General features: G+C 60.6%; 27 protein-coding genes and 1 tRNA gene. 18 read left to right on the top strand and 10 right to left on the bottom strand.

The window, feature by feature from the left end:
* Positions 1 to 84: 84 nt before the first annotated feature.
* The 4 genes from IT775_RS11680 to IT775_RS11665 form a co-directional block, all read right to left on the bottom strand.
* A complete protein-coding gene (locus IT775_RS11680) occupies positions 85 to 318 on the bottom strand; it encodes an acyl carrier protein (protein WP_058261235.1) in 234 nt (77 codons plus the stop codon).
* Positions 319 to 581: 263 nt separating this feature from the next.
* Positions 582 to 1,319, bottom strand: coding sequence for a 3-oxoacyl-[acyl-carrier-protein] reductase (gene fabG, locus IT775_RS11675; RefSeq protein ID WP_212701291.1), 738 nt, complete (start codon positions 1,317 to 1,319; stop codon positions 582 to 584).
* Between the two features lie 66 nt (positions 1,320 to 1,385).
* Entirely contained in the window at positions 1,386 to 2,327 is a 942-nt protein-coding gene (fabD, locus tag IT775_RS11670; protein ID WP_212701290.1) for an ACP S-malonyltransferase, read from the bottom strand.
* 123 nt (positions 2,328 to 2,450) lie between these two features.
* Positions 2,451 to 2,936, bottom strand: a complete 486-nt coding sequence (locus IT775_RS11665) for a hypothetical protein (RefSeq protein ID WP_212701289.1) — start codon at positions 2,934 to 2,936, stop codon at positions 2,451 to 2,453.
* Positions 2,937 to 3,224: 288 nt separating this feature from the next.
* Between IT775_RS11665 and rpsF the strand changes: the two genes are divergently transcribed.
* The 5 genes from rpsF to IT775_RS11640 all read left to right on the top strand — a co-directional run bounded on the left by rpsF (position 3,225) and on the right by IT775_RS11640 (position 6,440).
* Positions 3,225 to 3,581 (top strand): 30S ribosomal protein S6, encoded by a 357-nt coding sequence (gene rpsF / locus IT775_RS11660; protein ID WP_212701288.1) that lies wholly within the window; start codon positions 3,225 to 3,227, stop codon positions 3,579 to 3,581.
* Between the two features lie 23 nt (positions 3,582 to 3,604).
* Entirely contained in the window at positions 3,605 to 3,832 is a 228-nt protein-coding gene (rpsR, locus tag IT775_RS11655; RefSeq protein WP_008328567.1) for a 30S ribosomal protein S18, read from the top strand.
* 12 nt (positions 3,833 to 3,844) lie between these two features.
* Positions 3,845 to 4,471, top strand: coding sequence for a 50S ribosomal protein L9 (rplI, locus tag IT775_RS11650; RefSeq protein WP_212701287.1), 627 nt, complete (start codon positions 3,845 to 3,847; stop codon positions 4,469 to 4,471).
* Between the two features lie 278 nt (positions 4,472 to 4,749).
* Entirely contained in the window at positions 4,750 to 5,448 is a 699-nt protein-coding gene (locus IT775_RS11645; RefSeq protein ID WP_212701286.1) for a LuxR family transcriptional regulator, read from the top strand.
* A 173-nt stretch (positions 5,449 to 5,621) separates the two neighbouring features.
* Positions 5,622 to 6,440, top strand: coding sequence for an acyl-homoserine-lactone synthase (locus IT775_RS11640; protein WP_343231140.1), 819 nt, complete (start codon positions 5,622 to 5,624; stop codon positions 6,438 to 6,440).
* Between the two features lie 68 nt (positions 6,441 to 6,508).
* Here the strand turns inward: IT775_RS11640 and IT775_RS11635 are convergent, their stop codons facing one another.
* The 3 genes from IT775_RS11635 to IT775_RS11625 all read right to left on the bottom strand — a co-directional run bounded on the left by IT775_RS11635 (position 6,509) and on the right by IT775_RS11625 (position 8,503).
* Positions 6,509 to 6,925: a DUF1330 domain-containing protein gene (locus tag IT775_RS11635; RefSeq protein ID WP_212701284.1), complete on the bottom strand. Its 417-nt coding sequence runs from the start codon at positions 6,923 to 6,925 to the stop codon at positions 6,509 to 6,511.
* 135 nt (positions 6,926 to 7,060) lie between these two features.
* Positions 7,061 to 8,395, bottom strand: a complete 1,335-nt coding sequence (gene tig, locus IT775_RS11630; RefSeq protein WP_212701283.1) for a trigger factor — start codon at positions 8,393 to 8,395, stop codon at positions 7,061 to 7,063.
* 23 nt (positions 8,396 to 8,418) lie between these two features.
* A tRNA-Leu gene (locus tag IT775_RS11625) sits at positions 8,419 to 8,503 on the bottom strand.
* Between the two features lie 197 nt (positions 8,504 to 8,700).
* Here IT775_RS11625 and IT775_RS11620 point away from each other — a divergent pair.
* Entirely contained in the window at positions 8,701 to 9,192 is a 492-nt protein-coding gene (locus IT775_RS11620; RefSeq protein ID WP_212701282.1) for a Hint domain-containing protein, read from the top strand.
* Here the strand turns inward: IT775_RS11620 and IT775_RS11615 are convergent.
* Positions 9,179 to 10,852, bottom strand: a complete 1,674-nt coding sequence (locus tag IT775_RS11615) for an NAD(P)H-hydrate dehydratase (RefSeq protein WP_212701281.1) — start codon at positions 10,850 to 10,852, stop codon at positions 9,179 to 9,181. The genes IT775_RS11620 and IT775_RS11615 overlap by 14 nt on opposite strands.
* 173 nt (positions 10,853 to 11,025) lie before the next feature.
* Between IT775_RS11615 and IT775_RS11610 the strand changes: the two genes are divergently transcribed.
* From IT775_RS11610 to IT775_RS11595, 4 genes are all read left to right on the top strand, one after another.
* On the top strand, positions 11,026 to 11,364 hold the full coding sequence (locus tag IT775_RS11610) for a P-II family nitrogen regulator (RefSeq protein WP_058261561.1): 339 nt from the start codon (positions 11,026 to 11,028) through the stop codon (positions 11,362 to 11,364).
* Between the two features lie 29 nt (positions 11,365 to 11,393).
* Complete coding sequence (gene glnA, locus IT775_RS11605) at positions 11,394 to 12,800, top strand: type I glutamate--ammonia ligase (RefSeq protein ID WP_212701280.1); 1,407 nt, start codon at positions 11,394 to 11,396, stop codon at positions 12,798 to 12,800.
* A 237-nt stretch (positions 12,801 to 13,037) separates the two neighbouring features.
* A complete protein-coding gene (locus IT775_RS11600) occupies positions 13,038 to 13,976 on the top strand; it encodes a hypothetical protein (RefSeq protein WP_212701279.1) in 939 nt (312 codons plus the stop codon).
* A 170-nt stretch (positions 13,977 to 14,146) separates the two neighbouring features.
* Positions 14,147 to 14,902, top strand: coding sequence for a lytic murein transglycosylase (locus IT775_RS11595; protein WP_246525522.1), 756 nt, complete (start codon positions 14,147 to 14,149; stop codon positions 14,900 to 14,902).
* Here IT775_RS11595 and IT775_RS11590 read toward each other — a convergent pair.
* On the bottom strand, positions 14,899 to 15,648 hold the full coding sequence (locus tag IT775_RS11590; protein WP_212701277.1) for a heme-dependent oxidative N-demethylase family protein: 750 nt from the start codon (positions 15,646 to 15,648) through the stop codon (positions 14,899 to 14,901). The genes IT775_RS11595 and IT775_RS11590 overlap by 4 nt on opposite strands.
* 509 nt (positions 15,649 to 16,157) lie before the next feature.
* On the opposite strand from IT775_RS11590, the gene IT775_RS11585 reads away from it, so the two are divergent.
* The 8 genes from IT775_RS11585 (at position 16,158) to IT775_RS11550 (ending at position 22,793) form a co-directional block, all read left to right on the top strand.
* Positions 16,158 to 17,897 carry a type I secretion protein gene (locus IT775_RS11585; protein ID WP_212701276.1) on the top strand — a complete coding sequence of 580 codons (1,740 nt, stop codon included), beginning with the start codon at positions 16,158 to 16,160 and terminating at the stop codon, positions 17,895 to 17,897.
* A gap of 278 nt (positions 17,898 to 18,175) precedes the next feature.
* Complete coding sequence (gene purB, locus IT775_RS11580; protein ID WP_212701275.1) at positions 18,176 to 19,483, top strand: adenylosuccinate lyase; 1,308 nt, start codon at positions 18,176 to 18,178, stop codon at positions 19,481 to 19,483.
* 67 nt (positions 19,484 to 19,550) lie between these two features.
* A complete protein-coding gene (locus IT775_RS11575) occupies positions 19,551 to 19,703 on the top strand; it encodes a carbohydrate-binding module family 14 protein (RefSeq protein WP_212701274.1) in 153 nt (50 codons plus the stop codon).
* Positions 19,704 to 19,786: 83 nt separating this feature from the next.
* Positions 19,787 to 20,125: an SH3-like domain-containing protein gene (locus IT775_RS21445; RefSeq protein WP_281414357.1), complete on the top strand. Its 339-nt coding sequence runs from the start codon at positions 19,787 to 19,789 to the stop codon at positions 20,123 to 20,125.
* The gene (locus tag IT775_RS21440) at positions 20,118 to 20,393 is read left to right on the top strand and encodes an SH3-like domain-containing protein (RefSeq protein ID WP_343231139.1); all 276 of its coding nucleotides are present in this window, start codon (positions 20,118 to 20,120) and stop codon (positions 20,391 to 20,393) included. Before IT775_RS21445 ends, IT775_RS21440 begins: the two co-directional genes overlap by 8 nt.
* Complete coding sequence (gene nthA, locus IT775_RS11560; RefSeq protein ID WP_212701272.1) at positions 20,383 to 21,036, top strand: nitrile hydratase subunit alpha; 654 nt, start codon at positions 20,383 to 20,385, stop codon at positions 21,034 to 21,036. Before IT775_RS21440 ends, nthA begins: the two co-directional genes overlap by 11 nt.
* Before the next feature lie 3 nt (positions 21,037 to 21,039).
* The gene (locus IT775_RS11555; protein ID WP_212701271.1) at positions 21,040 to 21,897 is read left to right on the top strand and encodes a DMT family transporter; all 858 of its coding nucleotides are present in this window, start codon (positions 21,040 to 21,042) and stop codon (positions 21,895 to 21,897) included.
* Between the two features lie 8 nt (positions 21,898 to 21,905).
* Positions 21,906 to 22,793, top strand: a complete 888-nt coding sequence (locus IT775_RS11550) for a lysophospholipid acyltransferase family protein (protein WP_212701270.1) — start codon at positions 21,906 to 21,908, stop codon at positions 22,791 to 22,793.
* A gap of 9 nt (positions 22,794 to 22,802) precedes the next feature.
* Here the strand turns inward: IT775_RS11550 and IT775_RS11545 are convergent, their stop codons facing one another.
* Positions 22,803 to 23,501 (bottom strand): DUF1223 domain-containing protein, encoded by a 699-nt coding sequence (locus tag IT775_RS11545; protein WP_212701269.1) that lies wholly within the window; start codon positions 23,499 to 23,501, stop codon positions 22,803 to 22,805.
* Between the last annotated feature and the right edge of the window lie 204 nt (positions 23,502 to 23,705).

Below are 23,705 nucleotides of genomic sequence, written 5' to 3'. Positions count from 1 at the left end.
CCGCAGCGCATATAGAAACCATGACCGAAAAGAAAAGCCCCCGCCTTTCGGCGAGGGCTCATGGAAATCAGTGATATTGAGCTATCACGAAGCCTGGCTGATGAATTTCACCGCGTCGCCGAAGGTCTGAATGGTTTCAGCGGCGTCATCGGGGATCTCGATGCCGAATTCTTCTTCGAACGCCATGACCAGTTCAACGGTGTCCAGGCTGTCCGCGCCCAGGTCATCGATGAACGATGCGTTCTCGGTGACTTTGTCTTCTTCAACACCCAGGTGCTCAACAACGATCTTTTTGACGCGGTCTGCGATATCGCTCATTTTATGTCCTCATCTTTAGGGCATAGTGCCCGAATTGTCGCCCTTGCCCGCGGGCAGGCTTGATATGTGCCCAACGAACGGGCGGCTCCTTTCCCGCGAAAAAACGGGATGTCCCGCGGGCTGGCACGCCCTCCCCCGGAAAAATCTGCGTGGCCTATAGCACATGGTGCGGCGTAGGCAAACGCTTTCGCAACCCCCTGCAGGGATTGCTAAGGATTTTTTACAGCCCCGCGCGAATCCGCATTCGCACGGGCGCTGCCTGTTTACAGCATCGCCATGCCGCCGTTCACGTGCAGCGTCGTGCCGGTGACATAGCCCGCTTCGGGGCTGGCCAGGTACAGAACGGCCGCGGCGATTTCTTCCGGCGTGCCCATCCGGGCGGCCGGAATCTGCGCGTTGATCTTTTCCTTCTGATCATCGGTCAGCTTCTCGGTCATCGCGGTGGCGATGAAGCCCGGCGCCACCGCGTTGGCGGTGATTCCGCGGCTGGCGACCTCGTAGGCAATGGATTTGGTCATCCCCACCATGCCGGCCTTGGCGGCGGCATAGTTGACCTGACCCGGGTTGCCGGTGGCCCCCACGATCGAGGAAATGTTGATGATCCGGCCCCAACGCGCCTTCATCATCGGGCGCATGACGCCGCGGCACAGCCGCATGGCGGAGGTCAGGTTCACATCCAGCACCGATTGCCATTCGTCGTCCGACATCCGCATGAAGATCTGGTCGCGGGTGATCCCGGCATTGTTGACCAGGATATCCAGCCCCCCCATCGCCGCGATCGCCAGTTTCGGCAGCGCGTCGACAGCCTCGGCATCGCTCAGATTGCAGGGCAGAACATGGGCGCGCTCGCCCAGTTCGGCGGCCAGCGCCTCCAGCGGTTCCACCCGCGTGCCGCTCAGCCCCACGGTGGCGCCCGCATCGTGCAGCGCCTTGGCGATGGCACCGCCGATACCGCCCGACGCCCCGGTCACCAAGGCGCATTTTCCGGTCAGATCAAACATTTCGATTGTTCCTTTTCATCGCTTCGGCCCGTCGCGCAGCGCCGGACCGGAAATTCCGTTTCCGGCTCAGCCCAGATTGGCCAGAGCTTTCGAGATATCCTCGGGCGTGCCGATTGCGGTGCAGGCGATTGACCGTTCGATCCGACGGATCATGCCCGACAGCGCCTTGCCCGCACCGATTTCCCAGACCTCGGTCACGCCGTTTTTCGCCATCCACATCACGCTTTCGCGCCAGCGCACCGACCCGGTGACCTGATCGACCAGCAGCGACCGGATCGTCGCCGGATCGCTGACCGCTTCGGCCACCACGTTGGCGACCAGCGGCACGGAGGGTTCGTTGATATCGACGTCTTCCAGCGCCTCGGCCATCACCCGGGCCGCCGGTTCCATCAGCGCGCAATGAAACGGGGCGCTGACGGGCAGCAGGACCGCGCGCTTGGCGCCCTTTTCCTTGGCCAGTTCCACGGCGCGTTCGACCGCGTCCTTGTGGCCCGACACCACCACCTGACCGGGATCGTTGTCATTCGCCGCCTGACAGACCTCGCCCATCGCGGCTTCTTCCGCGACGGCCTTGGCGGCGGCGAAATCCAGCCCCAGCAAGGCCGCCATCGCGCCTTCGCCAACCGGGACCGCTTCCTGCATCGCCTTGCCGCGGGTGCGCAGCAGCCGCGCGGCATCGGAAATGCTCAGCGCGCCAGCCGCCGCCAGCGCCGAATATTCGCCCAGCGAATGACCGGCGACGAAGGCCGCCTGATCGGCCAGAACCACACCTTCGGATTCCAGCGCCTTCAAGGCGGCCAGCGATGTCGCCATCAGCGCGGGCTGAGCGTTCTGCGTCAGGGTCAGCTGGTCCTGCTCCCCTTCCCAGATCAGCGCGCTCAGTTTTTCGCCCAAAGCGTTGTCAACTTCATCGAACACGGCCTTCGCCGCCGGATAGGCATCGGCCAGTGCCTTGCCCATCCCGATGGTCTGCGCCCCCTGTCCGGGGAAAACGAATGCTTTTGTCATGACGCCCCTCATCACGTTTTGTTTTGACGTGATGTAAACGCCCCGGTCGCCGATAACAAGACAAACGCCACTCTTGCCCGGGTCGGGCAGCATGGCGGGACGTTCCCAGTTCGTGGATCGCGATCAGATCGCGATGGACGGTTTCCGCCGTGCTGCGAAACGGTCAAGAGCGGCCTGCGGCAAGGGATTTGCAAACGCGACACGCAGGATGTCGCTGCCGCCCTTGGTCCGCGCCAACAGCGTGTCTTCGGCGAACTCCAGAACCTCCAGCTCTTTCAGGGTGCGGTGGCGCTGCAGCCCGGCGAATCCGCCGTTTCTGCCGGGAAGCTGAAAAAGCCTGCCGCTTTCGATGTCGATGGCGAATTCGTCGCCACCGGTCCGGCCCGTTTTGAACAGCATGTATCCTATCCCGCTCAGGAAACAGGTCAGCAGGGCGCGCATCGTCATCGCCCCCGGCTCGGCCAGGTTTTCGGGCTGCACCCACAGGCCGAGTGAGGACAGGCACATCACCAACCCGCAGAAGGTCAGAACGTCCCCCGCGAAATTTCGCGCCGGGTTGGCCACGACTGCCATCAGCGCCTGTTCCTGTTTGCTTGCCTCGCAGTCCATGGCATCCCCTTTCTCTTGGGCACCGGTCAAGTGCAGGTTTCGCTTTTCAAATGTAGGCTTCGCTTTCTGGCAAAAATGCGGCAAAGTCTGGACGAACCCGGCCCCGGGGGCCGACCGGAGGCGCAACAGGCGCACAATCCGTTTCTTTGGGTTGCAACATCACCTGATCCATCGTATACGCCCGCATCCTTCCGCATATTTATGTTGAACCGCGCAGTCTCTCGTGGATGGGTCGCGGAAGGAATTGACCCTCCTATGAAATGCGCCTGAAAATGAACAGGAGTGCACATGCCGCTTTACGAGCATGTATTCATCTCGCGTCAGGACCTGTCCAACACGCAAGCTGAAGGCCTTATCGAACATTTCGGCACCGTACTGGCGGACAACGGCGGCAAAGTCGTTGACAGCGAGTACTGGGGCGTCAAGACGATGGCCTACAAGATCAACAAGAACCGCAAGGGCCACTACGCCTTCCTGAAAACCGACGCCCCGGCGCCGGCGGTGCAGGAAATGGAACGCCTGATGCGCCTGCATGACGACGTCATGCGCGTTCTGACCATCAAGGTCGAAGGCCACGAAGACGGCCCCTCCGTCCAGATGCAGAAACGTGACGACCGTGGCGATCGCCGCGAGCGCCGTTCGTAACCCCAAGATAAGGAAGCTAAACAATGGCAGCTAAACCGTTTTTCCGCCGCCGCAAAGTTTGCCCCTTCTCCGGGGACAACGCGCCGAAGATCGACTACAAAGACACCAAACTGCTGCAGCGCTACATTTCCGAGCGCGGCAAGATCGTGCCCTCGCGCATCACCGCAGTGTCGGCCAAGAAGCAGCGTGAACTGGCTCGCGCCATCAAGCGCGCCCGCTTCCTCGCCCTGCTGCCCTACGCCGTGAAGTAAGGAGACGAACAGATGCAAGTTATCCTTCTCGAACGCGTGGCCAAGCTGGGTCAGATGGGCGACGTCGTCGACGTCAAGTCCGGCTACGCCCGCAACTTCCTGCTGCCCCAGGGCAAGGCCCTGACCGCTTCGGAGGCCAACAAGGCCAGCTTCGAAGCCCAGAAAGCGCAACTGGAAGCCCGCAACCTGGAAACCCGCAAAGAAGCCGAAGCGCTCGGCGAAAAGCTAGACGGCCAGCAGTTCGTCGTGATTCGCCAGGCCTCGGACGGCGGCAACCTCTACGGTTCGGTCACCCCGCGTGACGCAGCCGACGTTGCCACCGCAGGCGGTTACTCGGTCGACCGCAAGCAGATCGTCATCCCGACCCCGATCAAGGAACTGGGTCTGCACAAGGTTGACATCACCCTGCACCCCGAAGTTCAGGTTCAGATCGAACTGAACGTCGCCCGTTCGGAAGAAGAAGCCGAACTTCAGGCGTCGGGCAAGTCGATCCAGGAACTGGCCGCCGAAGCCGAAGCGGAAGCGGAATTCGAAATCGCCGAACTGTTCGACGATATCGGATCGGCCGCGGCAGACGAAGAACTGGATGTGGTTCCGGCCTCGGACGCTGGCGAAGCGGAAGAAACCGAAGAAGAATAAGTCACCTTCTCAGGATGACTGTTGGAACTGCGCGGAAATTCCGCGCAGTTCTTTTTTTAACCAGACAATTGCGTTGAGCCACTATTTGGGCCATGCTGCGTTACGTAACCTTTAGTTGTTGCGCTCTTTATCGTAGCGTCACCACAAACAAAAAGGGCGATGCCAGAACTCAGCAGGCCACCGCACGTTGAACGAAAATGAGCCGGATGTGACGCATTCACTCCGCGGAACGAGGCTCACGGAAACTGGTAGTTGTCAGGCACAGTAAGAATACAACAATGAATCTGATCGACCTAAGTTCGGTTAACGATGACGACAGGTTTCTGAACTTCATCGAAAGCCTCTGCAAAGAGCTGGGCTTCGATTACGCGTCCTATGCCACCACGAACATGGTCACCGGCGACGTTCAGGGTTTCGCCAACTATTCCGAGGATTGGAAGGATCACTATACCAAGCGGGGCCTGCACCGGCTGGACCCGACGCTGTCTGTCTCCATGCAAAGCATCGCACCGGTCGACTGGGCTCGTTTCCAGCATGATGAAAAGTTCCACGCGGTGTTTTCCGATGCCTATGATTTCGGCATCACCGATCGCGGCATAAGCGTACCGGTCCGTGGCCCTTATGGCGATTGCGGGCTGCTCAGCGTGACCCGCAAATGTTCCGATTCCGAATGGAAGAAATATAAAGCCGAAGTCATCGGTGAACTGCAATTTGCCGCTGTACACATGCATGATAACGTCATGAAGTCCGGATTGCTGCCCAAGGCGCTTGCGATCCCTGCTCTGTCGACCCGCGAAAAGGAAATCCTGCAGTGGGTCGCCGCCGGAAAATCCCAGCAGGATATCGGCGACATCCTGTCGATTTCGCATCGAACGGTCGAAGTCCATATCAGGTCCAGCCGTGAAAAACTGGGGGCGCTTACGACTGCGCAGGCTGTCGGGCGCGCGATCACGCTGGGCATGATCCACCCCGGATAAAAGATTTTCCGCAATCTTTAAGCTAATTTTGGGTTTATACGGGAAACCCCTAATGGCCATTCCCCTACTATTCGGTTCACATTTGATAAAAATAACCGATGGTAGGGGAACCACTCATGATTATTGTTGTAGACGCACTGAACAGACACTTATTTTCCGATATCTTGGCCGAAATGCATGCCCTGCGGGCCCGCGTCTTCGCTGACCGCCTGGGATGGGAAGTCACCGTGAAGAACGGAATGGAGATCGATGAATTCGATGCTCTCAATCCCGCCCATGTGATTTGCCTGGACGACGATGGGGATGTCGTAGGGTGCATGCGCCTGCTGCAGACGACCGGCCCGCACATGCTGGCCGACGTGTTCTATGACATCCTTGACGGCGAACCGCCGCTGCGCAGTTCGCGTATCTGGGAAGCCACGCGGTTCTGTGTCGATACCGAGAAACTGAAGGGCCGCACGACCCGCAATTCGATTTCCTATGTCACTAGCGAAGTCATGATCGGGGCCTTCGAATATGCCCGCGACGCCGGTGTTCTGGACGCGGTGGCGGTGATCGATCCGGTGATGAACCGGGTGATGCAGCGCTCGCGCAACGCGCCCTACGATTACCTTGGAACACCCAAGCAGATGGGCAAGGTCAAGGCGATGGCGGCGCTGATGGATTGTTCCGAGGAACGGATCGCCGGTATTCGCGATTTCGCGGGTATCAACCACGATGTCTTTGGCTCTGACGATGAGGTGCTGAGCTTGTTCAAGGAAAACAACGGCAGCGCCGGCAATGGCAGCCGGGAGATCACGCTGGAATCGGCCTATGACTTCGCCCCGGAACCGGAGGCGGTGCGCAAGCCGACCCGGAAAGACCTGCGCGAATATTGCGAAGCCCAGGTTGCCAGCGCGGCAAATGACGAAGAAAAGGTCGCGGCGCTCGCGCTCAAGCTCGAACTGGCCGAAATCCTGCGCGGGGACGTGCAAAACCGGTGCGACGCGTAACTGCTGCGCACCCACCCACGCATAACCAAAATGGCTGGTCCCCGTACTGATTACCGGGGCCAGCCATTTTACGTTCCGAAATTGTCACCGACCTGCAGCGGCGCCATCCGGATCAGACGGGAATCCGCCACCCCCGCCTGGCGGTGCAGCATGGCTTCGCGGTATTCCGGATCCTTCAGCATGTCGACGAAAGCCTGCGGACTGGGGTATTCGGCGATGAAACACAGGTCCCATTCCTTGTCCTTGGGCCCGATGACCATCTGCTCCATCTTGCCGCGCCAGACGATACGCCCGCCCAACCGCTTGAAAACCGGTTCGCTGCCCTTGCCATAGGCGGCATAGGCTTCGGCCCCGGTTGCATTGCGACCATCAGGATAGTCCGCCCTGTCGCGCAGTTTGACCAGGTTGAGCATATGTATCGGCCCGGGCCGGTCATTGGCGCGAAACGCGTCGAAATCATCCTTTGAAAAGCTGGTGTGCTCCATCTTGTCCTCCCTGTGGTCGCAGACAGAAAACGCCAGCAGCCGCACGCGGTCAACACACAGCCGGAAATCATCCTGCGAAACCGAAAAGGCCGCCCCCGAGGGGCGGCCTTTGGCGAAATCGATTCTGGGTCGGACTTATTCGTCTTCCAACGCTTCCACGGCTTTCTGCAGATCGTCCTTGCCGACTTCCTTGTCGGTCACCTTGGCCTGTGCGACCACGTGATCGATAACCTTGTCTTCGAAGATCGGCGCCCGCAGCTGCTGCTGCATCTGCTGGTTCTGCTGGATGAACTCGAAGAACTGGCGTTCCTGACCCGGGTACTGGCGGGCCTGGTTCATGATCGCCTGGGTCATTTCGGCATCGGTGACCTCGACCTCGGCCTTCTGGCCCAGTTCGGCCAGCAGCAGGCCCAGACGCACGCGGCGTTCGGCCAGCTTGTTATGCTCCTCGGTCGGCTCAATCTTGTCGTGGTTGTGATCGTGCACCTCGGGGTTTTCTTCATGCCACAGCTGATGCGCGATCTGCTGTGCTTCGGCCTCGACCAGCGACGGCGGCAGATCGAACGCCACCATGCCGTCCAGCTTGTCCAGCAGGTTGCGCTTCAGAACCTGACGCGCGGCGCCTTGGTACTCGGCTTCCAGACGTTCGGTGACCTGTGCCTTCAGTGCGGCCAGATCCTCTGCGCCGAATTTCTTCGCCAGCTCGTCGTCGATCTCAGCGGCTTTCGGGGCCTTGACCGCCTTGATGGTGCAGTCGAACACGGCTTCCTTGCCGGCCAGGTTTTCCGCGCCGTAATCTTCCGGGAAGGTCACGGTGACGGCTTTTTCCTCATCGGCCTTCACGCCGAGCAGCTGCTCTTCGAAACCGGGGATGAACGATCCCGATCCGAGCACAAGCGGATAATCCTCGGCAGAACCGCCTTCGAAGGCTTCGCCGTCGACCTTGCCGACGAAATCGAACACGATCTGGTCGCCGTCCTTGGCTTTCGAGCCCTTCTTGCGGTCCTCGAAATCCTGAGCGGTTTCGGCCAGCGATGCCAGCGCTTCGTCAACGGCCGCGTCGTCGGCCTTGACCACCAGGCGTTCCAGCTCGACTCCCGAGAAATCGACTTCGGGAATTTCGGGCAGCGCTTCGTAGGTCATGGTGACCTTCATGTCGTCGCCTTCTTTCCAGTCTTCAGCGCCGACCATCTGAACGTCGGGCTGCAGCGCCGGGCGCTCACCGGAGTCTTCGAAGTGCTTGTTCATCGCCTCGTCGACGGCTTCCTGCATCGCCTCGCCCAGCAGGCGCTGACCGAACTGCTTCTTCAGCAGCGCCATCGGCACCTTGCCCTTGCGGAAACCTTTCATTTCGACTTCCGGCTGCGCCTCGGCCAGCTTGGCGTTTACCTTGTCGTCAAGCTCCTGCGCGGTCAGCATCATCTCGTAAGCGCGCTTGAGGCCTTCATTCAGGGTCTCGGTGACCTGCATGTTCTCGTCCTTCTTTTCAACCTTGGTGCGGGTGGAGGGACTTGAACCCCCACGCCTTGCGGCGCCAGAACCTAAATCTGGTGCGTCTACCAATTTCGCCACACCCGCAAAAAATCGGGCAGGCAGCCCCGTCAAAGACGCGACTGCCTGCAGTTCCGGCGCTATCTAGCAAACAGTTCGGGCGGATGCGAGAAGAAAATTCAGCCCTATTGCAACGAATAAATCGCTAAAAAGAGCGGGACAAGCGCCGTTAAGATGATTAGTCTGACTGCAAAAAAGCAGGCAGAGCAGTAGGATAATCGCCCATGGAACTCAAAACTTCCGGGCGCACGAGCGGGCAAAACCCCGCGACGCGCCGCGTGGAACTTGTCAACGGGCTCATGCCTGGCACGCTGGTGTTGACCGAAGACGGCGCGTTGCCGGTCGAAACCCTTGCTCCGGGCGACAGGATCATCACCCGCAACACCGGGCTGGTGACCCTGAAAGCGATCGACCACGACTTCGAGATTTGCGAAACCGTGCGCATCCGCGCAGGATCGCTGGGCCATGACCGCCCCGACGCGGACACCATCCTGCCCTCGCGGCAAAAAATCCTGATCCGCGACTGGCGCGCCAGGGCGCTTTATGACGCCGATCAGGCCCTCGTCGACGCCCGTCGCCTGATCGACGGCGAATATGTCCGGCTGCAGCCGCGCGGCCAGCACATGGTGTTCCGCCTCTCGTTCGACAGCCCGCAGGTGATCTATGCCGACGGTCTGGAACTGGAATGCGCCACCGCGCCGGTCATGGCCGGCTGAGCAGACGTTTCAGCACGTTCGGCAATTGTTCGGGCAGGTCTTCGGCAATCAAGCCGGGACCGAATTCCAACGCGCATTCTACATGCAACCAGGCCGCCGTTTCCGCCGCCTGCATCGGGTCGAAGCCACGCGCCAGCAATCCGGCGATGAACCCGGTCAGAACATCCCCCGACCCCGCCGTCGCCAGCCAGGTAGCCGCGCGCTCGTATTGCGCCGAATTGATGCTGCAGCGCCCGTCCGGTGCCGCGATCACCGTGTCGGGCCCCTTGAATAGAACCACGCAGCCCGCCCGCTTCGCCGCCTCCCGCGTCGCATCCACCTTGGAATAGGCCGGTCCCTTTAGCGGCGCGGCCTCCAGCTTCGCCGCAATGTCCGGGAACAGCCGCTTGAATTCGCCCGCATGTGGCGTCAGCACGCAATTCTGATGCAGCTTGGCAAACAGCGCCGCGTCCTGCGTCAAAAGGGTCAGCGCATCGGCATCCAGCACCGTCGCCCGCCCGGCCTCCAGCGCGGTGGCAACCAGCGCCGCCGCCTCCTCGTCCAGCCCAAGCGCCGGGCCCAGCCCGATCGCGTTGAACCGCGCATCCTCCAGCACCTTGGCCAAGGCGGTAGCATCGCCCACCCGCCGCAGCATGATGGCGGTGACCTGCGCCGCCACCTCCGCTTGCGCCGCCGGCGGCACCGCCAGCGTCACCAGCCCGGCCCCGACACGAAGCGCCCCCCGCGCCGCCATCCGCGCCGCGCCGGTCCGGCCAGGACCGCCGGAAAGAATCAAGGCGTGGCCGTGGGAATATTTGTGAGTATCGCTGAACTTGGTCAAAGTTGATTTCGTCGGATCGCACAAGCGCACAGCGCCGGCGACATAGGAAGCTTTGAGCCCGATATCCTTGACGACCACTTTACCACACCAAACCGCTCCGCCCTGCGGCGGACCTTTGGGCAACAAGTAGTGCCCGATTTTCGCGCGATGGAACGATACTGTCAGATCGGTAGGGAATGCCCCTTCCAAATTGCGGCCCGAGTCACTGCATATGCCGCTGGGAATATCGACAGCGACGTATTTGGGCCGATCCTTTTGGTGCCAGCTGAAGACCCGGGGCACGAAACCATGCCACGTGCGTTCTGTATCGTCCGGCATCAGGCGGGTCAGGCCGGTTCCGAAAACCGCGTCGACAACCAGATCATGCTCACACTCATCGAGGGTGTCCTCAATCAAATTGTCATCCCACTTGTGGATGCTCCGGTTCCCTACCCACCGCTCGTAATTCTCCAGCGCATCCGGCGGCAGTTTCTCGGGATCGCCGTAGAGAAAAACCTCCACCTCCCAGCCGCGCTCTTTCAACAGCCGAGCAACGACAAACCCATCGCCGCCATTATTCCCCGGCCCGCAAAGCACCACCGCCCTGAACTTCTTCTGTTCACAAATATCCTGGGGGGAGGCCGCAGGCCGGGGGGCAACGCCCCCCTCCTCCGCCAGACGATCAACACCCCCCGCCCCGCTATCCGCATCCGTCCCGGCAAGCTCCGGCCATTCCTCGAAAATCGCCTCGACGACGCCCCGCCCGGCGCGTTCCATCAGCTCCAGCCCGGTCACCTCGCCCGACTCGATGGCCGCACGTTCGATCGCGCGCATTTGCGCAGAGGTCAGCAGTTCCGTCATGACATCGGCACCAGAGTTTTCATTTCGCACATATTTTAATCTTTTCGATGCTTTTTTAATCTCGCCCCAAGAATCCGGACTGGCCGATCCCCGGGAATGACTGTAGTCAATTGAGGCCGCCCAATGAAAGTGATCTGTGCCATCAACGAAGCATCTGGCGAGGAGACCCAGCGATGAAAAAGATCGAAGCGATCATCAAGCCGTTCAAGCTTGATGAGGTGAAAGAAGCCTTGCAGGAGGCCGGCATCCAAGGCCTCAGCGTGATCGAGGTCAAGGGCTTCGGTCGTCAGAAGGGCCATACCGAGCTTTATCGCGGCGCGGAATATGTCGTCGACTTCCTGCCGAAAGTGAAAATCGAGGTCGTGCTGGACGACGATCTCGTCGATGGCGCGATCGAGGCGATCATCGACGCCGCCAAGACCGACAAGATCGGCGACGGCAAGATCTTCGTCAGCCCCGTCGAACAAGCCATTCGCATCCGCACCGGCGAAACCGGTTCGGACGCGCTGTAATTACCCCATAAACGAAAGGGATTAAGGGAATGAGCAAGGACGCAGTTCTCAAGACCATCGCGGATGAAGACGTCGAATATGTCGATATCCGCTTCACTGATCCGCGCGGCACGCTGCAGCACGTTACCGTGATTGCCGACGAGGTCGACGAAGACTTCCTCGAAGAAGGCTTCATGTTCGACGGCTCGTCCATCGCCGGCTGGAAATCGATCGAAGCCTCGGACATGAAACTGATGCCCGACACCGACTCGGCCTATATCGATCCGTTCTATGCCGAAAAAACCCTGTGCATTCACTGCTCGGTCGTTGAACCCGACACCGGCGAACCCTACGAACGCGACCCGCGCGGCACCGCCGAAAAGGCCGAGGCTTACCTGAAATCGACCGGTATCGGCGACACCGCCTACATGGGCCCGGAAGCCGAATTCTTCCTGTTCGACAACGTCAAGTATTCGACCGCGATCAACAAAGTGTCCTACGAAGTCGACGCCATCGACGCCTCGTGGAACACCGACACCGATTACGAAATGGGCAACTCGGGCCACCGTCCGGGCGTCAAGGGCGGCTATTTCCCGGTCAACCCGGTTGACGACGCGCAGGACCTGCGGTCGGAAATGCTGTCGACGATGAAGCGCATCGGCATGAAGGTCGACAAGCACCACCACGAAGTGGCGTCGTGCCAGCACGAACTGGGCCTGATCTTCGGCACCCTGACCAAGCAGGCCGACGAGCTGCAGAAGTACAAGTACATCATCCACAACGTGGCACAGGCCTATGGCAAGTCGGCCACCTTCATGCCGAAACCGATCGCCGGCGACAACGGCACCGGCATGCACGTGAACATGTCGATCTGGAAAGACGGCAAGCCGCTCTTTGCCGGCGACAAATACGCCGACCTGAGCCAGGAAGCGCTGTACTTCATCGGCGGCATCCTGAAGCACGCCAAGACGCTGAACGCCTTCACCAACCCGTCGACCAACTCCTACAAGCGTCTGATCCCGGGCTTCGAAGCCCCCGTTCTGCGCGCCTACTCGGCCCGCAACCGGTCGGGATGCGTCCGTATCCCGTGGGCCGAAAGCCCGAAGGCAAAGCGCGTCGAGGCCCGTTTCCCCGACCCGGCGGCCAACCCCTACCTGTGCTTCGCAGCCCTGCTGATGGCCGGTATCGACGGCATCAAGAACAAGATCGATCCGGGCGAAGCGATGGACAAGAACCTGTACGATCTGCCCGCCGAGGAACTGGCCGGTATCCCGACCGTCTGCGGCAGCTTGCGTGAAGCCGTCGATGCGCTGGCAGCGGACCACGACTTCCTGATCGCTGGCGATGTGTTCACCAAGGACCAGATCGAGGGCTACATCAATCTGAAGATGGAAGAGATCCAGCAGTACGAACACACTCCTCACCCGGTGGAATTCGCGCTGTACTACAGCTGCTGATTTTCCCGCTTGGGAAGAGTATGGAAAGGGCGCCTGCGGGCGCCCTTTTTCTTTGCACCTCAACTAAATACCTGAAAAAAATAGATTTTTTGATTTCTTCCACTCCTGACCACACAATTAGGCCGGGAAATTTTTAGAAAAATTCACAACATTGCCTTTTTCCGTCGGAATTGCGCCACAGAAAGTTCCATTTTCACCGCCAAAAAAGGACCAGTCGTATCGAGCTGGAGATCTGCTATGGAAAAGGACTCGCACCGGTATTCGGCAGGTTTGGTGTTTCTCGAAGAAGCACATGCCGAAGAAGCACAGCTGAGCACCGCGCTTCAGTCCGTTCTGGAAGCGCGCGGTCAGCGCATACAGTCGGTAAACGTGCTGGAAAACGACCAGATGCGTATCTACACCGATACCATGATCCTGGATCTCACCCCGCCGCTGCACCCCGATAGCAGGCTGGCGATGATGGACGAGGATGAGGGCGACGCGATCCTGCCGCATGCCGAAATGCTCATCGGCCTGTCGCTGGCGCTGCGCAACGACGTGGAGCCGGAGGAAACCGACCCGGCCGAAATCGAACGCAGCCTGAAATCCTATCTCGCCGAAATGACCACCCGGCTGGCAAAGATGACCGAACCCGACTTCGTGCTGTGGCTGCGCCCCTCCGCCCTGCTGGAAACCGAGGAATTCATAAACGCGGCAACCCATATCATGCCGCGCAAGATCCGTCGGTCCGCCGAAAACGTCAAATCGCGCCATGCCCGCCCGAAGCCGGTCCTCATGAGCGGTGGCACCGCACGGGCCGCGGGCGCGGCTTGCGACGCCGCCAACCGCTTCCCCGAGATCAAGGTCGCCTCGCGCAGCCTTGAAAACGAATACGAACGCCGCACCCATGTCTCCGACAACCAGATCGACGCGGCGGACCTGCGCTCGGCGATCTATCCCCCGACCGAACAGACCGCCGCACAGGAAAACACCTTTGCGATGCGCATGGCCAGCTGGGTCATGGTGACGACCGTGGGGATGTTCTTCCTGCCGGTGGCGGTGCTACTGACTTTTGCCAACGTGGTGCGGGGCGAAGATTTCCGCCTCGCCGCCCATTCGATGGCCCTGACCGGGATGATGATGGCGCTGAACGCTTCCGGCGCGCTGGCCCAAACGATGAACATGATCGGCCTCTGATCCAACCGGCAACTATCTTTTAAAATGCGCCGTCAAAAGCATTTGGCGGCGTTTTTGCCGTGCGTTAGCCTGATTTCATTTCAACCAATCGGAACAGGCCAATGGCTTCAGCACTTTTCAGATCTCCGTTTTTCGTTCTCTGCAGCTTTCTGATTGTCCTTGCCGGCACCATGCCAGGCGATGTTCGGGCTGCCGCTTGCGGCAACGACTCCGCCGGATTTACCCACTGGAAAACCGCTTTCGCCAAGGAAGCCAGCGCTGCCGGGGTCGGCCGAAAGGGGCTCACCGCTCTAGCCGGCGCGCAATATGCCAGCAAAACGATCTGGGCCGACCGCAACCAGAAATCCTTCAAGTATTCGCTGGAAAAATTCATGCAGGTCCGTGGCGCCGACACCATCGTCGCACTTGGCCGCAAGCGCAAGGCGCGCAATCCGGCCTTCTATTCCAGCCTCGAAAAACGCTATGGCGTTCCCGCCGGGGTGCTGCTGGCGATCCACGGGATGGAAACCGCGTTCGGAAATTTCATGGGGGACAGCAACGTGGTGTCGGCAATCACCACACTGGCCTATGATTGCCGCCGGTCGGATTTCTTCACCCCGCATGCCCTGGCAGCACTGAAGCTGGTCGACCGGGGCGCGATATCGCCCGGTTCCATCGGCGCCAAACATGGCGAACTGGGCCATACGCAATTCCTGCCCGGTAATGTCCTGAAATACGGGGTGGACGGCAATGGCGACGGCCGGATCGATCTGACCGACGAGGCCGACGCGATGGCATCGACCGCAAACTACCTGCGCAAGAAGGGCTGGAAACGCGGCCGCGGATATCTGCTGGATCAACCCAATTTCAAGGTGATCCGACAGTGGAACGCCGCAGGCGTCTACCAGAAAGCGATCGCGATCATGGCCGACCGGATCGATCGCTAGAGCCATGAGCGGGCGATTTCGCCCGGGATCATGTACGTGTGGATCGAAAACACCACCGCCTGCGTTTCCGGCAGCCGCATCAATACCTGCCTTTCACTGCGTAGATGGGTCGCGGCGTCGCGGTCCACCGTGTGGTGCGCGCAGGTTTCGCTTCGTGGATTGTGCAGCGTGTTATTGTCATACCACAGCAGATTGAACCGCCATAGCGGCCGGTCCACCCCGATCCCGTCGAACAACCGCTGCACCCGCTTGGCGATATTGTCGTCATAGGCATCGACCGGGACATGAATACCGATCAGCGGCCTGAGGAACTTTTCCCGCAGCGTCCAGTTCGACGGGAAGCACAACAGGGCTGCGGTCAGCACATGTTCGTCGCCGCGTTTTTCCATCACGCAGAGGTCTTCCTGCACCAGCATTCCAAGCGTGCCCAGCGGATCGTCGCGATCGATCGCCACCCGGGCACCATCGGGCCGGATCACGTGATCGGCAGCGATGCAGAAACCGGTCTGCCCGCGCAGGAAGCCAAGCACCCGGTCGAGCAATTCCGCCACCGCCGGGGCGGCGCCGGACTCCATCGCGATCACCGCGTCGCGCCGGCCCTTCAACAGCCTTTCCCGTTCCGCCATCTGTCCCGCATAGGCTTCGTCCACGATCAGCCAATCAGCCGAATCCAGCGGCGCGATCCCGGGCAAGGGACGCGGTTTGGCGATGTCATAAGGCAGGGTATTTTGAACAATCTCGGTCATTGCCCGGAAATTTGACCTAATCCGAAAACAATCACAATTCTTTCTAAACAGTTTTCGACTTATGGCGTATGGCCTATGTGACAGGCACCACGGGTTCATCCATCCGGCATAGTCCGCGACGAACCGGCCTAGACCATAGGGATTAGCCCCCGAAGACAGGGATTAGCCCTTATTTACAAGGGCGTCAGAATCACCTGTACGCACCGTCGCGGAACAAATCGGCCCGACCGATTTCAATCCGCGCGAGCGCAGGCATATGCAAATGCCCGCGCCCTGTTTTATACGCCGGCAGCTGGAAATTTCGGACAATCCCCCCCCCCTTTCGGAGGGGTTTCAGGGCGAATAAGTCGGCCTTCCGGCGATGGCGTGGACCTCTCTGTTCAACGCTCGCAGCATCATCTTCATCAGGCAATCCACCGCCCTGCCTCATCAACGCGGCAGGATCGGCGCCACCCGAAAACGAGCATGTAACGAGCAACCACCTTTTCTGCGGAAAAGAGGGAACAGTGATGATTTACCTCGAGACAAGAAGTGTCAGTGACAACGAGTATGACCAGGACCTGTTCGGCGCCAACATCCTTGCCAACCGTGATCAGCTCGGCGAAGATGGCACCTATGACGAAGCAGCGGACGCTCTGGGCGTCACCCATATCCGTTACCCCGGCGGATCGCTGACCGAAGATTTCTTCGACATTTCCGATCCCGACAAAACCGTCGCTGTCGATCCCGATACCGGCAAGGAAGTCGAACTGCTGCCCTATTCCGAATTCATGGAATATGCCGAGGCGAACGACATCGATGTGACGATCGTTCTCCCCACGCGAAACTTCCTCAGCGAAGAAACCGACGCAGACGGCCACCGGTATGCCGATATCGACGAAGACGCGCTGCGCGGCTTCATTCAGGACACGCTGAACGGCGAATACGGCGAACCGACGATCCGCGCCTTTGAGATCGGCAACGAATACTGGGGCAGCGGCGAAATGGACACGCTGGAATACGGTCGCGTTGCCAGCCGCATGGCCGAGATCCTGAACGATGAGATCGACAGCCATCCCGAAGCCGACACCGCCTTTTCCGACATCGATATCCTGGTGCAGAACGGCCAGAACTACGGCGCCGACCGGCTGAGCGACGATTACGGCGATCTTCAGAGCGGCGCAGATCAGATCGCGGCCATCAACGAAGATTACGGGCTGGACCTTGATGACAGCTACATCATGAATTCCGGTGAAGTGTCTTGGGCCCGCGTCGCCAATGAAATCATCATCAGCGAATTCGACACCGAGGCCGAGCGCGACGCGGTCGACGGGATTGCTCTTCATGTCTATTCCAAGGGTGCGGACAAACCGAACAGTCGCGAATACGACCTGAACACCGTCGAGGACACTTGGCACGATGAACTGGGTGAACTGGACACCTACATCACCGAATGGAACCTCAAGGCGAGCCGCAGCAGCTGGGACCCGGCACAGGAATACGGCCTGAAGCAGGCGCATGAAATCCTCAACATGTCCGAGGTTTTCGTCGAGCACGAAGTGGATACAGCCCATATCTGGGCCATTCAGCAGAACAACCTGACCAACCTCGCCGGTAACGAAGGCGGTGACGGACAACTGACCGTTCCCGGCGAAATGTTCCGCATGATGAATGAATCTCTGGTGGGAACCAGCCCGATCGACTTCGTGTCGGACGACAGTCGCGAACACGAAGCAACCGACGACGGAGCCAGCGTGCACGGCTTCTATTCCGATGACCGGCTTGTTCTGTTCATCGCGTCGAACACCGAGGAAACCCAGGACGCGGTGGTCGACCTGTCGCAGATCGTGGATGGCGTAGGAAGCATGCATATCGATGTTCTGGGGGTTGAGGACGGCAACAATCCCACCTCGCCGGAAGCGATTGCCGAAGTGACCGCCCTCGATGCCGGGCAGGCGTACGAAGACGGCATCCTGACGGCCGAGATGGACGGATATGAAATCGTCCGCGTCGTGATCGACAATCCGCAATACACCGACGAGTTCAAGAATATCGTCCTGCCCGAGGACGGTTCGGACGATGATGGCGAGATCGTGATCGATCCCGACGACATTCCCGATACCTCCGGCGAAGAACATGTTGTCGAGGATGATGAACCCGAAGAAGCAGACGGCATGGCGGCAGCCGGCGACAGCGACGGCGGCGCATCGGGCGGCATCGGGATGGCATTGGCCATCCTGCCCTTCCTGGCCCTGTTGGGCGGTTTTTGATCCCGCTTTTTCGCGCGCCAATGATCCCGGCGGCCACACGCCGCTCAAGTGCGAGGACAATCGCGCTCCCCCCGCGGCGCCCGGAACTGCCCGGAAACGGACGAAGGTATTGACAGGAGCTTTCCTGCGGCACGACCGGCACACCCCACATTGCGGACACACATTCGGCCGGCACGAACGGTACCGATGCGACGACATATCTTGGCCCCTGCCCTTGCTGTAATGCCTCCGCGCCGCTAAAGACTGCCCCGAACTCCCGCTTTCCAAGGAAATTGACGATGATCCCTCGCTATTCCCGTCCTGAAATGGTCGCCATCTGGTCGCCCGAAACCAAGTTCAAGATCTGGTACGAAATCGAAGCGCATGCCTGCGACGCGCAGGCCGAGCTGGGGGTGATCCCGAAGGAAAACGCCGAAGCCGTCTGGAAAGCCAAGGACGTGGAATTCGACGTCGACCGGATCGACGAAATCGAAGCGGTCACCAAGCATGACGTCATCGCCTTCCTGACCCACCTGGCCGAACATGTGGGTAGCGAAGAAGCCCGTTTCGTGCACCAGGGCATGACCTCTTCGGACGTTCTCGACACCTGCCTGAACGTGCAACTGGTGCGCGCCGCCGACATCCTGCTGACCGATCTGGACAAGGTGCTGGCCGCGCTGAAGAAACGCGCCTTCGAGCACAAGAACACCGTGCGCGTGGGCCGCAGCCACGGCATCCATGCCGAACCCACCACCATGGGCCTGACCTTCGCCCGCTTCTACGCCGAGATGGACCGCAACAAGGCCCGCCTGCAGGCTGCCCGCGACGAAGTCGCCACCGGCGCGATTTCCGGCGCCGTCGGCACCTTCGCCAATATCGATCCGGCGGTCGAAGAACATGTCTGCAAGATGCTGGGCCTGAAGCCGGAACCGATTTCCACCCAGGTGATCCCGCGCGACCGCCACGCGATGTTCTTTGCCACGCTGGGCGTGATCGCCAGCTCGATCGAAAACGTCGCCATTGAGATTCGCCACATGCAGCGCACCGAGGTTCTGGAAGGCGCGGAATTCTTCTCGATGGGCCAGAAGGGGTCGTCGGCGATGCCGCACAAGAAGAACCCCGTTCTGACCGAAAACCTGACCGGTCTGGCCCGCCTGGTCCGCATGACCGTGGTGCCGGCGATGGAAAACGTGGCACTCTGGCACGAACGCGACATCTCGCACAGCTCGGTCGAGCGCGGCATCGGCCCGGACGCCACCGTGACGCTGGATTTCGCGCTGAACCGTCTGGCCGGCGTCGTCGAAAAGATGCTCATCTTCCCCGACAACATGCTGGACAACATGAACAAGTTCCCGGGTCTGGTGATGTCGCAGCGCGTGCTGCTGGCCCTGACCCAGGCCGGCGTATCGCGCGAAGACGCCTACACGATGGTGCAGCGCAACGCTTTGAAGGTCTGGGAAGACCGCGTCGATTTCCGCGAACAGCTTCTGGCCGACAAGGACGTCGTCGAGGCGCTCGGCGTGGACGGGATCAACGAAAAATTCGACATGGGCTACCACACCAAGCATGTCGACACGATCTTCAAGCGGGTGTTCGGCGAAGCCTGATTTCGCGAAAACCGCGACCTGTGATATGCTCCCTGCCAAGGTTCACCGCTTGGCAGGGAGTTTTTTCATGATCAAGATCGTTCTGACCGCCGTGGTCCTGACCGCCGCCCCGCTGGCCGCATTTGCCCAATGCAGCAGAGATCATCAGCAGGTGATGTCCTGCGCCGATGGCACGGTATGGGACGCGGAAAGCAAAAGCTGCACCAAGGTCACCGGCTGAGGCCGCACCGCCAACCGCCCGTCATTTCCTGATCCGCCCGTCAAGGCTGGACAGCGTCTGGCGCGCGCCCTAACCTCGCCATCATGAGCGATATTACCGGACGCCGCTGGCATGACATGGGCGGGGATCAGGCCGGACCTGTCCCCATGGATCAACACGACTTCGCGCTTTGGGAAAAGCGTGTCGATGCGTTGATGGTTATCTGTTCCTCCAAGGGCCTGTTCACCGTCGACGGTCTGCGCCGCGCGCTGGAGGACATGGGCGAGGATGCTTTCGAAAAGCACACATACTACGAACGCTGGGTCGCCGCGGTGAACCAGAACCTGATCGAGGGTGGCGTCTACACGCTGGAGGAACTCGGCCAGCGGATGGATGACATCGCCAAGCGCGGCCCGACCTATGGCGAGGCGACCGGTGGCTGAGCGTGTCCGCGTCAAATCGATGATGCCGCCGGGTCACGTGCGGGCGCCGGCCTATCTGCGCGGCAAGACCGGCGTGATCGAACGTGCGCTCGGCGAATTCGGCAATCCCGAACAACTGGCATACGGGCTCAAGGCGGAAAAGAAACCGCTGTACCGCGTCCGTTTCACCATGGCCGAACTCTGGGGGGCCGAGGCCGAAAACCCCGAAGATACCGTCGATGCCGAGGCTTACGCCCACTGGCTGGAGGAGGCCCCCGATGCCCCATGATCATCCCGACCATTTCCACCACGAAGGCATGAGCCCCTCGGGCCACCCCTACCGGCAGGACAACGACACGCCGCTGACCTATTGGCAGCGGATGGAAATCGCGGTGCGCGAATTGCTGGTCGAAAAGGGCGTGACCACGCCGGCCGAAATCGCCGCCCAGATTGACCTGATGGACAGCCGCAGCCCCATCAATGGCGCGGCGGTGGTGGCAAGGGCCTGGACCGATCCCGGTTTCAAGGCGCGGCTGTTGGCCAATGCCGGCGACGCGGCACGCGAAATGGGTTTCGATATCGGGCCGCTGCACCTGGTGGCGGTGGAGAACACCGACGAGGTGCACAACCTGATCGTCTGCACCCTGTGTTCGTGCTATCCGCGCAACCTGCTGGGCCTGCCGCCCGATTGGTACAAGACCCGGGCCTATCGGTCGCGGGCGGTGCGCGAACCGCGCAAGGTGCTGGAAGAATTCGGCCTGACCCTGCCGGAAAAAACCACCGTCCGGGTACATGACAGCACCGCCGACATGCGCTACATCGTACTGCCCGCACAGCCCCCGGGCAGCGAAGGAATGAGCGCGGCGGAACTGGCCGCGCTGGTCACCCGCGATTCGATGATCGGCACCGGCCTGCCGCGCCACCCGGAGTAAACCATGTCGCAAACCGCCAAAGCCATCGCCCTGATGATCGGGGCGATTTTCTTTTTCGCGGCGATGGACGCCACGGCAAAGGAAATCAGCCAGAGGGTCAGCACGGTGCAGGCGGTCTGGGCCCGCTATGCCGGCGCGGCGACGATGGTGTTCCTGATCGTGCTGCCCCGGCTCGGCACCGTGGCGCGCACCCGCTACCCGTTCCTGCAACTGGCGCGGTCGGTCTTCCTGATGTTCGGAACCGGGTTCTTCTTCTTTGGCATCGCCAATATCGGCCTGGCCGAGGCCACCGCGATCATGGACACCAACCCGGTGATCATCACCTTGGGCGCCGCGCTGTTCCTGGGCGAAAAGATCGGACCGCGCCGGGCCTTCGGCATCGCCGCGTCGCTGATCGGGGCGCTGATCATCATCCGCCCCGGCAGCGGGGTGTTTTCGCCCTACGCGCTGTTCCCGCTTGGCGCCGCCTTCAGCTATTCCGCCTACAACCTCGTCACCCGCTACGTCGGACTGAACGAAAGCCCCTGGACCTCGCTGCTGTACACCACGCTCTTTGGCGCGGTGCTTCTGAGCTGCATCGTGCCGTTCCATTGGGAACCGATCGACCTGACCACCGCCGCCCTGATGGGGATGCTGGCGGTTTTCGGCACCGTGTCGCAACTGCTGCTGATCCGCGCCCTGTCGATCGGCGAGGCCGGGATGCTGGCGCCATTCGCCTATGTCGGGCTGATCTTCGCCACCATCTGGGGCATGATCTTCTTCGGTGAATACCCCGATTTCTGGACCGTGGTCGGCGCGCTTGTGATCGTGCTGTCGGGCATCTATGTGTGGCATCGCGAAACCTCACAAGCGCGGGACTGACCTTTCCGATGAGCACTCAAAAGCTGTCTTTCGCGGCCCGCGCCGGGCAGTACGCGCTGAACCTGGTGATGAGCGCGCCGCTGTTCCTGACCCTCGCCCTGCCCTATCGCTGGCGGGTGCCGATGATGGGGTGGCTGCTCGCCCGCGTGATCGCGCCGCTGGCGGGCTATGACAAACGGGTGCGCCAGAACCTGGCACTGGTCTGGCCCGACCTTCCTCAATCCGAGGTCGATCGCCTGGCCCGCGCGGTGCCGGACAATTTCGGCCGCACCCTGATCGAAGTCTATTCCGGCGAGGCGCTCAGGCGCCACGTGGCCGGGACAAAGCTGGAAGGCCCCGGTGCAGCGGCGCTGGAAGAGGCATGCAAGGCGGGGCGCCCGGTGATGATGGTGTCGGGTCATTTCGGCAATCACGACGCAGTGCGCGCCATGCTGGCGCAGAAATACGGCAATATCTCGGGCCTGTACCGGCCGCTCGACAACATCTATTTCGACCGCCACTGGGTGCGCGCGCTGAACGCCATTTCCAGCCCTGTCTATCCCCGCACAAGGCGCGGCCTGGCCGAACTGGTCAAATTCCTGCGCCAGGGGAATATCGTGGCCTTCCTGATGGATCAGCACGTCGCCGAGGGCGCGCGGCTGACCTTCTTCGGCCATCCCGCCATGACTTCGCTTTCTGCCGCTGAACTGGCGTTGAAATACGATGCGCTGTTCCTGCCCGCATTCGGCATCCGCAACGAGGACGGGATCAGCTTCACCGCCTATATCGACACACCGATCCCCCATAGCAGCGCCGAGGAAATGACGCAGCAATTCAACGACCGGCTGGAAGCGATGATACGGCAACATCCGGATCAATGGTTCTGGATTCACCGCCGCTGGAAGGCGAAACCCTGACGGAATGCCCTAACGCAACCGCGACGCGGCAACGATCGGCCCCGGCCCCGGCGCCTGCAGGATCACCACCACCGGGTCATCCCCACGCACCTGCGCCTGCAGGTTCAGCGGCGACCGGGTATCCCAGTCTCCCAACCGGTTCCATTCGGTCACGATATTGGAATAAATCAAATCCCGCCCGGCGTTTTCGCCGCCCCGGATTTTCACCTTCTGCATCGGTTCATAGCGCACCAGATGCACCACGAGAGGCGTCGGCATCACCCGGTCTGCATGCGCCGAAATCGACAGCACTCCGCCCCGTTTCGACAGCGCCAACGACACACGGTCCGGCATCTTGGCATGTTTGGCGATCAGTTCTTCGACATCGACCGGATGGTTGCCGATCACGTGTTCGGCCCCGTTCACGATCATCTGCGGGGTATAGACCGACCTGCGATTCGCGGCCATCGCATAGGCTTTCTGCCGTTTTGTGAATTTCGGATCGGCAAAATCGTCCTTCCAGCCGATGTAATCCCAGTAATCCACATGCAGCGCCAATGCGATCACGTCTTCGCGTCCGGCCAGCGTGGAAAGATAGGCATCGGCGGGCGGGCAGGACGAACAGCCTTGCGAAGTATAGAGCTCGACAACAACAGGGTGATCATCAGCCAGAACCGGCGACGAAAACGAAATCAGAGCAGCGGCAAGCCAAGTGACGAAACGACGCATAAGCGGGGACTTCTTTCTTCGTTTGAGCTACCCTTGTTCTAGGCATTTGCAATTGAAATAACCAATCAAGGTTTCGTCAGGCCCCGGTGAGTGTACGGGGAGCGCGGCAAGAATGCGGAATTTAGTGTACATTGGTATACATTTTCCGCTTCTACCCCTTGATAGCCGCCGCGTTATCGGGCAGAAGCAGCGCCAGCAACACCC

It is taken from the genome of Thalassovita aquimarina, assembly GCF_018219815.1.
Taxonomy (GTDB): domain Bacteria; phylum Pseudomonadota; class Alphaproteobacteria; order Rhodobacterales; family Rhodobacteraceae; genus Thalassobius; species Thalassobius aquimarinus.
The sequence above is the reverse complement of the archived record's forward strand: the minus strand, read 5'-3'. Positions and strand labels throughout refer to the sequence as shown.